At 70.7% G+C, this 13,343-nt stretch carries 10 protein-coding genes; 7 read left to right on the forward strand and 3 right to left on the reverse strand.

Features of this window, described 5'->3' with window-relative positions:
- Nucleotides 1-3 precede the first annotated feature (3 nt).
- The 6 genes from JOF43_RS05105 to manA all read left to right on the forward strand — a co-directional run bounded on the left by JOF43_RS05105 (nt 4) and on the right by manA (nt 8,639).
- Nucleotides 4-1,278, forward strand: a complete 1,275-nt coding sequence (locus tag JOF43_RS05105; RefSeq protein ID WP_209899968.1) for a sulfatase family protein — start codon at nt 4-6, stop codon at nt 1,276-1,278.
- Between the two features lie 22 nt (nt 1,279-1,300).
- A complete protein-coding gene (locus JOF43_RS05110; RefSeq protein WP_209899969.1) occupies nt 1,301-2,236 on the forward strand; it encodes a serine hydrolase domain-containing protein in 936 nt (311 codons plus the stop codon).
- An 813-nt stretch (nt 2,237-3,049) separates the two neighbouring features.
- Nucleotides 3,050-4,384: a hemolysin family protein gene (locus JOF43_RS05115; protein ID WP_209899971.1), complete on the forward strand. Its 1,335-nt coding sequence runs from the start codon at nt 3,050-3,052 to the stop codon at nt 4,382-4,384.
- 112 nt (nt 4,385-4,496) lie between these two features.
- Nucleotides 4,497-6,251 (forward strand): pyruvate dehydrogenase, encoded by a 1,755-nt coding sequence (locus JOF43_RS05120; RefSeq protein ID WP_209899973.1) that lies wholly within the window; start codon nt 4,497-4,499, stop codon nt 6,249-6,251.
- Between the two features lie 118 nt (nt 6,252-6,369).
- Complete coding sequence (locus JOF43_RS05125; RefSeq protein ID WP_209899975.1) at nt 6,370-7,434, forward strand: hypothetical protein; 1,065 nt, start codon at nt 6,370-6,372, stop codon at nt 7,432-7,434.
- A 2-nt stretch (nt 7,435-7,436) separates the two neighbouring features.
- Entirely contained in the window at nt 7,437-8,639 is a 1,203-nt protein-coding gene (manA, locus tag JOF43_RS05130) for a mannose-6-phosphate isomerase, class I (RefSeq protein ID WP_209903100.1), read from the forward strand.
- A gap of 9 nt (nt 8,640-8,648) precedes the next feature.
- On the opposite strand, the gene JOF43_RS05135 is transcribed toward manA, so the two are convergent.
- Nucleotides 8,649-9,710: a TlpA family protein disulfide reductase gene (locus tag JOF43_RS05135; protein ID WP_209899976.1), complete on the reverse strand. Its 1,062-nt coding sequence runs from the start codon at nt 9,708-9,710 to the stop codon at nt 8,649-8,651.
- A 94-nt stretch (nt 9,711-9,804) separates the two neighbouring features.
- On the opposite strand from JOF43_RS05135, the gene JOF43_RS05140 reads away from it, so the two are divergent.
- On the forward strand, nt 9,805-11,256 hold the full coding sequence (locus tag JOF43_RS05140; protein WP_209899977.1) for an aldehyde dehydrogenase family protein: 1,452 nt from the start codon (nt 9,805-9,807) through the stop codon (nt 11,254-11,256).
- Nucleotides 11,257-11,285: 29 nt separating this feature from the next.
- Here the strand turns inward: JOF43_RS05140 and JOF43_RS23130 are convergent, their stop codons facing one another.
- Nucleotides 11,286-12,035, reverse strand: a complete 750-nt coding sequence (locus JOF43_RS23130) for a TetR/AcrR family transcriptional regulator (RefSeq protein WP_209899979.1) — start codon at nt 12,033-12,035, stop codon at nt 11,286-11,288.
- Nucleotides 12,032-13,252 carry a cytochrome P450 gene (locus tag JOF43_RS05150; protein ID WP_209899981.1) on the reverse strand — a complete coding sequence of 407 codons (1,221 nt, stop codon included), beginning with the start codon at nt 13,250-13,252 and terminating at the stop codon, nt 12,032-12,034. The genes JOF43_RS23130 and JOF43_RS05150 overlap by 4 nt, the downstream gene beginning before the upstream one ends.
- Between the last annotated feature and the right edge of the window lie 91 nt (nt 13,253-13,343).

Genomic DNA, 13,343 nt, shown 5'->3' on the forward strand with positions numbered 1-13,343 from the left:
CGCTTGCGACCGCACATCATCTACCTGAACTCCCACGACACGGGGCGCTACGTGAGGCCCTACGGGTATCCGGTGGCAACGCCGCGCCTGCAGCAGTTCGCGGAGGAGGGCGTGGTCTTCCGGCGTGCCTTCTCCGCGTCGCCGACCTGTTCGCCGAGCCGAGCGGCGCTGTTGACCGGCCGGTACCCGCACGAGGTCGGGATGCTGGGACTGAGCCATCGCGGCTTCTCGCTGACCGATCCCCACCAGCATCTCGGTCACGTCCTGCAGTCGGCCGGCTACCGCACCGTGCTCGCGGGATTGCAGCACGTCGCCGAGGACCCGGAGGAACTCGGCTATGACGAAGTCCTTCCCGTCTCGAGTCACGCGGCAGCCGACGTCGCACCGGCGGCCGCGGACTTCGTGGCGGGGGAGCACGAGCAGCCGTTCTATCTCGAGGTCGGATTCTTCGAGACCCATCGCCCCTATCCGGCTCCGGGACCGCAGGACGACTCCCGGTATCTCCAGCCGCCGTCCCCCGTGCCGGATGCGCCGGAGACCCGCGAGGACATGGCGGGATACTCGGCCAGCGCCCGCCGATTCGACGACGCGGTCGGCCAGGTGCTCGACGCGGTGGAGGAGGCGGGCATCGCGGAGCACACGCTCGTCATCTGCACCACCGATCACGGCCTGGCCTTCCCGTCCATGAAGTGCACGCTCTTTGACGACGGCATCGGCGTGATGCTGATGATGCGCGGCCCGGGCGGCTTCACCGGCGGCGTGGTCAGCGATGCTCTGGTCACCCAGCTCGACCTGTTCCCCACGGTCTGCGAGATCACGGGCGCCGTCCCGTCGGACGGTCTGCGTGGGCGGTCGCTGCTGCCGCTGATGGGTGGCAGCGAGGAGACGCTGCACGACGCCGTCCATGCCGAGCTCACCTACCACGTGGACTACCAGCCGCAGCGCTGCGTCCGCACCGATCGGTACAAGTACATCCGTTCGTTCCGGGAGCTCGACCACCGGATCCTCGAGCACACCGATGCCGGCGCCAGCAAGCAGTACCTCACCGCCCGCGGGTGGGGTGACCAGGAGCAGGAAGCGGAGATGCTGTTCGACGTCTTGCTCGACCCGCACGAGGCGCACAATCTCCTCGCCGACCCCGGGCATTCGGACACGGTGACGGACATGCGGGCCCGCATGGACTCGTGGATGCGCGAGACCGACGATCCGCTGCTGCGCGGACCGGTGCCCGCTCCACCGGGGGCGAACGTCAAAGGAGCGGAAGGCTTCGGAGCGTGAGTGCCCGCCGTAGGGTCTTCCCATGACCTCTGCCGAAGCCGTCAGCGCCCTTCCCGATCACCTGCTGCTGCTCCCGCTGCGCCAGCGGATCTCCGAACGTGCCCTGGGCGTGCGGGCGATCCACGTGCACCGCCGCGGCCGCGAGGACGTCTCCCACCGTGTCGTCGAGGACACGGCCGAGAACATCTACTCCTGCTCCAAGACGGTCACCGCGCTCGCCGTGGGCATCGCCGGGGCCGAGGGTCTGCTCGACGTCGAGGATCGCCTCGTGGACCACCTGCCCGCACCGGCCGGCGGGTACGGCCGCGGCATCGACCACGTGCGGCTGCGCCACCTGCTGACCATGACCTCGGGCTCGCCCGTCCTGGGGTTCCTCGAGGAACAGCGCGACCACGAGGACCTCGCGGCGCTGATCCTCGGCACCGAGCTGATCGCCGCCCCGGGCCAGCGGTGGGAGTACTCCAACGGCTCGATCTACCTGCTCTCGCGGGTGATCACCGAGCGCACCGGGCAGAGCATGCGGGACTGGCTGATGCCCCGCCTGTTCGAGCCGCTGGGCATCCTGAACCCGCAGTGGCACACCACGCGCGACGGTCACAGCTGGGGCGCCACCGCCCTGCACCTGAAGTCCTGGCAGCTGGCGCGCATCGGCCGCCTCCTGCTGCAGCGCGGCGAGCACGAGGGCACGCAGCTGATCCCCGCCGCCTGGATCGACGCGATGCACGGCGCGGAAGCCTGGGTGGCCACCGGTGACGCAGAACCTGAGAGCCTCCATTACGGCTATGGGGTCTGGCAGTGCTCACCGGAGGGCGCCTGGCGGGCCGACGGGGCCTACGGCCAGCTGATCATCGTGCTGCCCCAGCAGGACACGGTCGTCACGATCACCTCGCACCTCGAGGGCCGCGGCGGCGCCGAGATCCTCCGTGCGGTGTGGGAGGAGCTGCTGCCACTCCTGTGACGGTCGGGCACTGCGAAGGGCAGGGGACTCTCAGCGTCTGTCTGATTGCCTTCGGATCCCCGGTTCAGCCAGTCGCGGCCCGCGGTGGTACTGAGGAAGCGGACCAGGTCGATGACTCGGGCGCCTGGACGATCTCGGTTGCTTCCCCTGGAACTTTGGCCTCGCTCAATGCGCCGACATGCCGACACCACCAGTCACGACTTTGTCTGGGAACCGGCCCTTGCTCTCGACATGGAAATCTGGTCCAGCCTCTACTCGTGAGCTAGACGGCTACAATCTCGAGGATAATCAACTATGGTCGAGTCCTGGCATGCACTCGCACAATGTGGATGACTCCGAGGATCAGGGCAATCACTGCGAATACGGCCCCGATGTACACCGCGGGGGGTTCTTCAAAAACAAAGTTTGAGAGCAGGGCTAGGGCGACAAATACCAGACCCCATGTGTACGAGCCTTCACCCCCGCTGGTCGTCAGGGGAGAGTCGTCGCGTGAACTGCCATCTCTATTCATTGCTCAGAGATCAGCCCCGAAGCATTGCTCCCCAACGCCAGTAGCTGACAGGACGTCGAGAATGGCAGCCAGAACATCACTGCCGCCGACGCTCGCGGCCTCCTCGGCGGCACACTGAATAGCAGCACTAATTACCTCTCGCGGGGTGCTCCGGTTGTCCGCGGTGAAGGTATCGAGTTGTGTGGTTCACGTCAACCCGGCCGCATGACACGCCGATCTCTTGTCGGCACGGGTGACGCATTGGCTCATGAGGACCCGGTCGTTTCAGGGATCCGTGAAGGCCCTCCCGGTAGCGTTGCCCCATGGATCCCACCGTCCTCCTGAACCTCGCCCTCGTGCTGGTCTTCGTGCTCATCGGCGGCCTGTTCGCCGGTACGGAGATGGCGATCGTCAACCTGCGCGAATCGCAGATCAAGCAGCTCGAGGACTCCGGCCCCCGCGGGGAGCGCACCGCCACCCTGGTGCGAGACCCCAACCAGTTCCTCTCCGCGGTGCAGATCGGCGTGACCGTCGCCGGCTTCTTCTCCTCCGCCTACGGAGCCTCCACCATCGCCCCGTCCCTGGCTCCGGCCCTGGTGGCCCTGGGGATCCCGGAGGGGACCGCCGACACCGCCGCACTGATCGGGATGACGCTGGTCATCGCCTATCTCTCCCTCGTCCTCGGCGAACTCGTCCCCAAGCGGCTCGCCATGCAGAACGCCCTGGGAATGGCGAGGGTCGTCGGCCCGCCCCTGAGCGTGTTCGGGCAGCTGATGCGCCCGGTGATCTGGCTGCTGTCGGCCTCCACCAACGTCGTGGTGCGCCTGCTGGGCGGGGACCCGCACGCGAACCGCGAGTCCGTCTCCGCCGAGGAGATCCGATCGATGGTGCGCAACTCCGAGGCCCTCGACCAGGCCGAGTCCCGGGTGCTGGCCGACGTCTTCGACGCCTCCGAGCGCACCGTCGTCGAGGTGATGCGGCCCCGCCACCAGGTGCACTTCCTGGACGGCAGTGACACCGTGGCCGACGTCCGCGAGGAGATCCGCGACACCGGCTACTCGAGGTACCCCGTCACCGGGGAGGACGTCGACGACGTGCTCGGCTTCGCGCACGTGCGCGACCTGCTGCTGGTCGATGACCCCGCCTCCACCCGCATGGCGGATCTCGCCCGCCCCATCGAGCACATCCCCGGCACCGTGGAGGTGCTGCAGGCACTGAACCGGATGCGCGCCCACGCCAACCAGATCGCCGTGGTGGTCGACGAGTACGGCGGCACCGACGGCATCGTCACCCTCGAGGACCTGCTGGAGGAGCTGGTCGGGGAGATCTACGACGAGTTCGACCGCGAGTCCTGGCCCGCGCCCGGCGGGCTCGACCGGATCGTCGAGGCCGACGGCACGATCGACGGCGGCCTGATCCTGCAGGAGTTCGAGGCCGCCACCGGCGTCGAGCTGCCGGACACCGGCGGCTACGAGACCGTCGGCGGCTTCGTCATGGCCCGGCTGGGCCGGATCCCCGAGGTCGGCGACGTGGTCGACGTCGAGGACGGCCGCCTCGAGGTGGTCGACGTCGACGAGCGCCGGGTCCAGACCGTGCGCTTCGTGCCCGCCCCTTCGGCCGATCAGCAGCAGGTCGAGGATCCCTCGGGCCCGAACTGACCGATCGGCTCGTGCTCCTGCACCGCAGCGCGCCCATCCGGCTAGGCTGACGGTGACGGGCGCCGTGCCTGCGGCCGGGGCCCACCCGAACGCACCACCCAGGAGGCACCCCATGGCCCGCTCGTCGTTCGCCCAGCTCCTCGTCACCCAGCTCCGCGATCTCGGCGTCGAGCGCATCTTCGGGGTGGTCGGCGACTCCCTGAACCCGGTGGTGGATGCCGTGCGCACCACCGAGGGAATCGAGTGGGTGCACGTGCGCAATGAGGAGGCAGGGGCCTTCGCCGCCGGCGCCGAAGCGCGGCTGACCGGCAAGCTCGCCGTCTGTGCCGGCTCCTGCGGGCCCGGCAACACCCACCTGATCCAGGGTCTGTTCGACGCCCATCGCGACGGTGCTCCGGTGCTCGCCATCGCCTCCCACATCCCGTCGGAGAAGATCGGCACCGGCTTCTTCCAGGAGACCCACCCGGAGATGCTCTTCCGCGAGTGCTCCCACTTCTGCGAGATGGTCAACTCCGGTGAGCACGGCGCCACCATGCTCCACGTCGCCGTGCAGACCGCGATCGCCAAGAGCGGCGTGTCCGTGCTCGTCCTGCCCGGTGACGTCGCCGACGAAGAGGTCGACGGCCCGCTGACCCGCGAGCTCGCCACCGAGTTCGGTCGCGTCCAGCCCGCGCCGGCCCCCGTCGGCCGCCTCGCCGAGATGATCGACGCCGCCGGCACCGTCACGCTGTTCACCGGCGCCGGGGTGCGCGGGGCCCGTGAGGAGGTGCTCGAGCTCGCCGAGGCGGTCAAGTCACCCATCGGCCACGCCTTCGGCGGCAAGGAGTGGATGCAGTACGACAACCCCTACGACGTCGGCATGAGCGGCCTGCTGGGCTACGGCGCCTGCTACGACGCCATGCACGAGGCCGATCTGGTGATCCTGCTCGGCACCGACTTCCCCTACACCGAGTTCCTGCCCGGGCGTCCCGGGGCGAAGAACCCGCCGAAGGTGGTCCAGATCGACGCCGAGGCCTCCCGGCTGGGCCGTCGCATCCCCCTGGACCTCGCGGTCCACGGCGACATCGCCCTCACCCTGCAGGCCGTGCTCCCCCTGCTGACCAGCTCCAAGAGCGCCCGATTCCTGCACCGCATGCTCAAGGCCCATCACAAGGCCCTCACCGGGGCGGTCTCCGCATACACCAAGAACGTCCAGCGGATGACGCCGATCCACCCGGAGTTCGCCGCCGACGTGCTCGACGACCTCGCCGACGACGACGCCGTGTTCACCGTGGACACCGGGATGTGCAATGTGTGGGGCGCCCGCTACATCACCCCCAACGGGAAGCGCCGCGTGTTCGGCTCCTGGCACCACGGCTCCATGGCCAACGCCCTGCCGCAGGCCATCGGCGCCTCCCTGGCGTTCCCCGACCGGCAGGTGATCTCGATGAGCGGCGACGGCGGGCTCGGCATGCTGATGGGCGAGCTGCTGACCGTGAAGCTGCACGACCTCAACACCAAGATCATGGTGTTCAACAATTCCAGCCTCGGCATGGTCAAGCTCGAGATGCTGGTCGAGGGACTGCCGGACCACGGCACCGACCACGAGGACGTCGACTACGCGGCGATCGCGAAGGGCGTGGGGATCCGCGCCGTGCGCATCACCGACCCCAAGAAGCTGAAGAAGCAGCTGGCCGAGGCGCTCGCCACCCCGGGGCCGATGCTGATCGACGTGGTCACCGATCCCGACGCGCTGTCGATGCCCCCGAAGATCTCCGCGCAGCAGATCCGCGGCTTCGCCACCGCCTCGACCAAGATCGTGCTCGGCGGCGGGGTGGGCAAGATGCTCGACATGGCGGCCTCGAACCTCCGCAACATGCCGCGCTGAGCCACGGTCGACCGCCGCCGGCCGACGCGCGGAGCGGTCCCGGGATCCGCACGGATCCCGGGACGCGGTGTGGAATGCTGGCTCGGAGCCGACCATCGTCGAAGGAGGTTGCCGTTCCATGGCCTTGATCCATCCGCGCAGCCTGGAGCGCTGGCAGGAGTGGCGCAGCTCGCGGCGCCGTGCCCGGGGCATCCATCGCGCCGTTCCCGCACCGCTGCGCCGCGTCGCCGGCGGGACCGAGCCGGGGTCCCCTCCCGGCTACCTGCTGCACACCCGTGAGGGGGACGGCTCCGAGCGCGTCCTGCTCGGCGTCGACACCTCCTCGGACACCACCCGTGGCGGGCTGCTGGTGGCCCTGTCCTACCTGCACGGCACCGCCCTGGTGCTCACGCCCGCCGGTCTGGACCTGCCCGAGCTGTCCGGCCCCGACTGGGAGCACGAGCATCTCGAGGACCCCCGTGCCACTCTCGACCAGCTCGGCATCTCCTCCGCGCTCACGCTCGGCTGGCACCTCGACGTCGGCCGCCTGATCCACGAGTGGACCCTCGCCTCCGACGTCCCGAGCGCGGTCGTCCAGCACGACGTGCTCTCCCCGTTCGCGCCGCCGCTCCCACCACGCACCACCTTCCTCGCCTGGTCAGAGGCTGACGGGGACTTCCAGCGCGCCGGGCGCGATGACGTCGAGGTGCGGGTGGTCGGATCCCAGCGCCTGTGGCAGGCCGCCCACGCCAATTCGGAGGGTCCCGAAGTGCTCGAGGACCGCCCCGTGTTCCTGGGCCAGCTGGCCTCGATCGAGCTGCCGCGCCGGCTCACCCTCGGTGCCGCCCACGCCTACTGCCGCTCCCTCGACGCGCTCTATCAGCCGGGCCCCGAGGAGACCGACCGCCTCTCCCGCGCCGCCCATGCCCTGCTGCGACGCCGCGGGGTCGAGCTGCAGCTCCCCCCGCTCCCGGTCGCGCGTCTGGAACGGCCCGTGGTGGCGGTGTACTCCGCCGACGTCCTCGAGGCTGCGGTGCGCGGCCTGCCCGCCTGGGTGCACGGTCCACGGATGCCCTCCTGGGTCCACGAGCAGTGGGAGCGCTACGGAATGCGCCGCAGCGGCGGTGAGCCCACCCCCGCCCCGCCGCAGGACGCGGACGAGCCCGCCCGCCTGATCGCCCAGATCCTCGAGGGCACTGCGTGAGCATGCTCGCGCTCGACGGCCACCTGGAGCACTACTCGTGGGGCTCGGCCACGGCGCTTCCGCAGTTCCTGGGCCGCGAGGGCGACGGCACACCCTGGGCCGAGGTGTGGTTCGGCGCCCATCCGCTCGCGCCCGCCTCCGTTCCCGACGGCCGCCGCCTCGATGACGTGATCGCCGACGATCCCGCGGGGACGCTGGGCACCGACGTGGGTCGCGCCTTCTGCGACCGCCTGCCCTACCTGCTGAAGGTGATCGCCCCGGAGCGCCCGCTGTCCCTGCAGGTCCACCCCACCCGGGAGCACGCCGCGGAGTCCTTCGCCGCGGAGAACGCCGCCGGCCTGGCCCTGGACTCGCCGCTGCGCACCTCACGCGACGCCAACCACAAGCCGGAGATGCTGGTCGCCCTGACCCGCTTCACCGCGCTGTGCGGCTTCCGCACCCCGCGCCGGGCCGCCGTGATCCTTCAGGGCCTGGGCACCGATCTCACCGACCGTCTCCACGGTCTGCTGGTCGACAACCCCACCGCGCACGGGATGCGGGCCGCCTTCCGCACCCTGGTCTCGGCCCCGATGCGCCCGAGTGCGCAGGCGGTGGGGGAGGTGGTCGAGGCCTGCCGGGCCCGCGCCGACGGAGGCGCCTCGCCCTCGCCCCGCATCGACGGCTTCGTCACCCTGCTCGCCGAGCACCATCCGGGAGACCCCGGCGTGGTTGCCGCGCTGCTGCTGAACCCGGTCACGCTGCAGCCCGGGGAGGCGATGTACGTGCCCGCCGGTGCGCTGCACGCCTACATCCACGGGATGGGGCTGGAGGTGATGGCCGCCAGCGACAACGTGCTGCGCGCGGGCCTGACACCGAAGAAGGTCGACGCCGACGAGGTGCTCCAGTGCGTCAGCGTCACCGCCGCGCCGCCGCTGCGGGTCGCCCCCGAGCGGCAGACCCCGACATCGATCGCCTACTACGCACCGGTCGACGACTTCGAACTGGCGCTGACCGAGCTCACGGGGCCGGAGGTCCCGGCGCACGAGCCGCTGCGGGTCCCGGGCTCCGGGCCGCGGATCGTGCTGGGCCTCGAGGGGAGGATGACCCTCGAGACGGACGCCGGGGCCCACCCCCTGGCCGCCGGGCAGGCAGTGTTCGTCCCGGCGGCCGACGGGACCCTGCGCGCCCACGGCCAGGGTCGGTTCGCCCAGGCCAGCGTGCCCTGAGCCGTTCCCTCACTCCGCGGGTGCCGACAGCTCGCCCTCGTCCTGCGCGCTGCGCAGCTGGGTGCGGATGTCCTCGACGAACTCGATGACCGCGCTGCCGCCGCTGACCGGCCCGCCCGCGAGGAGGCCGTCGGCCCCGAGCAGCACGGCGCCGGGCGCACCGCGACCGCCGAGGGCTTCGCGCGCGCTGAACTGCGGGTCGTGCAGAGCATGCTCGCCGACCCGTTCGAGAGTCCGCTCGCGCAGCTGGTCCGGGGGGCGGGAGAGCACGGTCCGCACCTGGAGGAAGGGCGAGAGCTCCTCGATCCAGGCCGGCACCTCGTCGAGCACGCGCTCGCAAGGCCCGCAGCCCTCGCTGACGAACACCAGCAGCGCCGCCTGCTGGGCGGTGAGCTGTCGCAGGGTGACCAGCTGCCCGTCCGGGCGCTGCAGCACCCCCGCGGGGATGGCGGTGCGCTCGTAGTCGAGCATCTCCTGCTCGTCCTCGAGCCCTTCGACGTCCGCGGAGTGCTCCCGGGTGGCGGCGGTGGAGGAGGCCCCCGGCTCCGGCTCCGAGGCTGTCGTCCCGCCGAGCGCGAGTGCGGTCAGCGCCACGGTCAGCAGCAGCACGCCGCCCAGCGTCAGCAGCGTCAGCGGCTGCTGCACGAGGGCGAGGGTCATCTGCCCGGACCCGGCGGCGATGACGCCGAGCACGCCCAGGATCGACAGCAGGATGTTGCGGGCGAGGGTGGCGCGCGAGACCGTCGGCGAGGCGAGCGTGCCGAAGCAGGAGCACTCCACCGTCCCCTCCCAGGTCAGAGCGCGCGCGATGATCGCGAGATAGCTGAGCATCAGCAGCGCGATGACCACCGACACCATCAGCTGCAGCGGGACCGACGGCACCCACACCACCAGCGCCAGCACGATCTCCAGCGCCGGCAGCAGGGAGGCGACCGAGCGATGGAACGTGCGCAGGGGCAGCCGCAGGGACGTCATCGCGTCCACGGTGCCCTGCCGCGCCCCGAGCTTCGTCAGCCCGGAGACCAGCAGTGTCAGGGTCAGCAGGATCGGTGCCGCGATCAGCACGCTCATCGTCGAAGTCCTTCCTCGTCGGCCCGGCCGAGGGGCCGTCGTTCCCACCATTGTCCGGGATCCGCAGCTCCGGTGCGGCGCCTACCCTGGGAGCATGCCGACCGACACGAACGCCCCTGTGCATCCCGCCTCCGAGCCCGGCGACGGTGCGGACCCTGCGGCGCACACGGGCATCACCGCTGACGTCGCCGCGCTGAGGGTCTCCTTCGACGCCGGCACCACCCGCGACATCAGCGCGCGCCTGGCGCAGCTCGACGCCCTGCGTCGGGGTCTGCGCCGGGAGAACCGGCGCCTGACCCAGGCCCTCGCGCAGGACCTCGGCAAGAACCGCACCGAGGCCGCGATCACCGAGATCGGCGCGGTCATGCAGGAGATCTCCCACGTGACCAAGCACTTGAGGAGCTGGCTGCGCCCCGAGAAGCTCTCCCTCGGCGCCCTGCTGGCTCCCGCCTCCGGGGAGGTGCGCCGCGAACCGCTCGGGCTCACCCTGATCATCGCGCCCTGGAACTATCCGCTGAACCTCACCCTCTCCCCGCTGGTCGCCGCGCTCGCCGGCGGCAACACCGCGATTATCAAGCCCAGCGAAGTCGCCCCGGCGACCTCGGCGGCGCTCGCCCATCTGCTGCGCACCTACCTCGACCCTGCCTGGGTACGGGTGACCGAGGGGGCGGTGGAGGAGACCACGGCGCTGCTGCAGCAGCGCTTCGACCTCATCTTCTACACGGGCAACGGGACCGTCGGCCGGGTCGTGGCGCGCGCCGCCGCCGAGCACCTGACCCCGACGGTGCTCGAACTGGGCGGGAAGTCGCCCGTGTTCGTCGACGAGGGCGTCGACCTCGCCGTCACGGCGCGCCGCATCGTGTGGGGGAAGTTCACCAACACCGGGCAGACCTGCGTGGCGCCGGACTACCTGATGGCCACCCCGCGCACCCTCGAGAAGCTCCTGCCGCACCTGCGCCGGGCCGTGCGCGAGATGTACGGCAGGGACCCGCGCCGCAGCCGGGACTACGGGCGCCTGGTCAGCGAGAAGCACTTCGACCGGGTGCTCTCGCTGATCGACGACGAGCGGGCCGTCCTCGGCGGCACGGGCCAGGCCGACCGCGCCGACCGTTATCTCGCGCCCACGCTCATGACGGGCGTGGACTGGGACGACCCGGTCATGGGTGAGGAGATCTTCGGGCCCGTCCTGCCCCTGCTCGCCGTCGACGGGCCGGACGAGGCGATCGCCCGCATCCGCGAGCGGGACAAGCCCCTGACCGCGTACGTGTTCACCGACCGTGCGGCGATCCAGGAGCGCTTCGCGACCGAGACCTCTTCGGGCTCGCTCGCCGTGGGGATGGCCCTCGCCCACATCGGCACCCCGACCCTGCCGTTCGGCGGGGTGGGGGAGTCGGGGAGCGGCGCCTACCACGGGCGGGCAGGACTCGAGGCGTTCACCCACGCCAAGCCCGTCGCCCGCAAGGCCCTCACGCCCGACACCCTGCGGATCGTCTACCCGCCGTACACGCGGGCGAAACGGGCCCTGGTGAAGCGCCTGTTCCGCTGAGCGGTCGGAGCTGCCGCCGCCTCGGGAGATCACACGGTGGGGTCCGGGTCTCCCGAGTGCTCGGAGGGCGCTGAGTCCGAGGGGTCCGCCGCGCACTCCGGGACGTGCGTGAGGATCGCGGTGACGGAGTGGATGAGGACCTCGCTGACTAGTTCCCAGTCGGCGGGCGTCCCGGAGTGGTGCGCGAGGCGCTCCTGCTCGGCGCAGGTGTGGATGACCATGTTCCGCAGCACGTGCTGTCGCATCTCGACGGTGCCCTCGGGGGCGGCGGCGATCTGCGGCCACATGGCGGAGAACGCCTGGCGCATCGTCGGTCCCAGCGTCGTCTCGAACAGCCTGGTGCGTACCAGCGTCGGGTCGGTGACCACCTGGGCGATGACCCGTGCGAACCAGCTGGGGGTGCCGAGCCGGGCGAGGTGATCGGTGTAGGGCCGCACCAGGCACTGGACGTAGTCGTGCAGGTGCGGCGACCCCGCGGTGCGCTCGACCATCCGCTTCATGTCCTGGGCGATCGGGTCGTTGTGCGCGCTCAGCATCGCCTCGAGCAGGTCGGACTTCGTGCCGAGGTAGTAGCCGACGGCGGAGTTGTTGGCCGAACCTGCCGCCTCGGCGACCTGCCGGTTGGACACCTCGGAGATCCCGTGGGTGGCGTAGAGGCGTTCCGCGGCGAGCAGCAGCTGCGATCGCGTGGTGTCGGCCTGGGCCTGACGACGCGAGGGCTCGTGCCGCCGGGCGGCGGGCGGCCCGGCCGGCGGGACCTCCGAGGCGTCGGTGTTCACCAGCGCACCGGAACTTCTTCCAGACCGCCCACCAGCAGGCCCTCGCGCCGCTCGAGCTCGTCCTCGCCGACGGCGAGCTCGAGGGTCGGCAGGCGCTCGAGGAGGGCGGACAGCACCGTGGCCAGCTCCACCCGGGCCAGGCTCTGGCCGAGGCAGGAGTGCGGACCGGCACCGAAGGTCAGGTGCGGGTTCGGGGACCTCGAGAAGTCCATCTCGTCGGCATGCTCGAAGAAGCTCTCGTCGCGGTTCGCGGCCGGGATCGCCGAGAGCACCATCGTGTCCGGCTCGATCGTGGTCTCGCCGACCCGGACCTCCTGCGAGACCCACCGGTGCATGGCGAACCCGAGGTTGGCGTCGAAGCGGAGCGTCTCCTCGACCGCCGCGGGCACCAGGCCGGGATCGGAGACCAGCTGTTCCCATCGTTCCCGACGAGTGAGCAGCATGGCGGCCATCTTACCGATCATGTTCGCGGTGGTCTCGTGCCCGGCGATGAGGAGTCCCTTGCCGGTGTCGACCAGCTCCTGCTGGGACAGCCGGCCGTCGTCCTCGTCCGCGATGACCGTCAGCTCGGACAGCAGATCCTCACCGGGCTGCTCGCGCTTGTGCTGGACGTGGGCGGTGAGGTACTCGTCGAGCTCACGCATCGCCTGCTCGACGTCGGCCTGCTCGTATCGCGTCAGGTTCAGGAAGTGATCCGACCAGTGGGCGAAGCGGTCACGGTCCTCGGCGGGCACCCCGAGCAGGTCGCAGATGACGTACACAGGCAGCGGGAAACCCAGCGCGGTGCGCAGGTCAGCCGTGCTGCCGCCGGCGACCATGTCGTCGATCAGCTCGTCGGTGAGGTGGCGGATGTGCGGGCGCATCGCCTGCATGCGCTTGGCCGTGAACGACCTGCTGAGCAGTCGCCGCCAGCGCTTGTGGTCCTCGCCGACCATGTTGAGCGAGGAGCCCGAGCCGGGGCTGCTGCCGGCCTTCGCGGTCTCTTCGTCATCGGGGGAGCGGGTGAACCGGGGGTCGGACAGCAGGGTCTTGACGTCCTCGTAGCGGGTCAGCAGGAGCGCATCCTCCTGCGGGGTGCGCACGTGCGCCACGGGGCACTGCGCGCGCAGCTCGGCCCACTCGGTCGGCGGAGCGACGGCGGTGGGCGGTTCGAAGGGGAAGGGCAGGGGGTCCTCTGCGGTGGCACCGGTGATCGGGCAGGTCTTCGTCGTCGACATCTGGTCTTCCTTTCCACTGCCGCGCTGACCGCGGCATTGCGTCGTCGGTGCTACGTTATCGCTAAGTCAGTTGCCTGACGAATGAAGGGCG

Source organism: Brachybacterium sacelli (genome assembly GCF_017876545.1).
In the GTDB taxonomy this organism is placed as follows: Bacteria; Actinomycetota; Actinomycetes; order Actinomycetales; family Dermabacteraceae; genus Brachybacterium; species Brachybacterium sacelli.

Coding starts and splice junctions, on each gene's coding strand:
- JOF43_RS05135 (WP_209899976.1), bottom strand. CDS start 9,710: ATGAGCGTGCTGATCGCGGCACCGATCCTGCTGACCCTGACACTGCTG.
- JOF43_RS05120 (WP_209899973.1), top strand. CDS start 4,497: ATGGCCCGCTCGTCGTTCGCCCAGCTCCTCGTCACCCAGCTCCGCGAT.
- JOF43_RS05125 (WP_209899975.1), top strand. CDS start 6,370: ATGGCCTTGATCCATCCGCGCAGCCTGGAGCGCTGGCAGGAGTGGCGC.
- JOF43_RS05150 (WP_209899981.1), bottom strand. CDS start 13,252: ATGTCGACGACGAAGACCTGCCCGATCACCGGTGCCACCGCAGAGGAC.
- JOF43_RS05140 (WP_209899977.1), top strand. CDS start 9,805: ATGCCGACCGACACGAACGCCCCTGTGCATCCCGCCTCCGAGCCCGGC.
- JOF43_RS05115 (WP_209899971.1), top strand. CDS start 3,050: ATGGATCCCACCGTCCTCCTGAACCTCGCCCTCGTGCTGGTCTTCGTG.
- manA (WP_209903100.1), top strand. CDS start 7,437: ATGCTCGCGCTCGACGGCCACCTGGAGCACTACTCGTGGGGCTCGGCC.
- JOF43_RS05110 (WP_209899969.1), top strand. CDS start 1,301: ATGACCTCTGCCGAAGCCGTCAGCGCCCTTCCCGATCACCTGCTGCTG.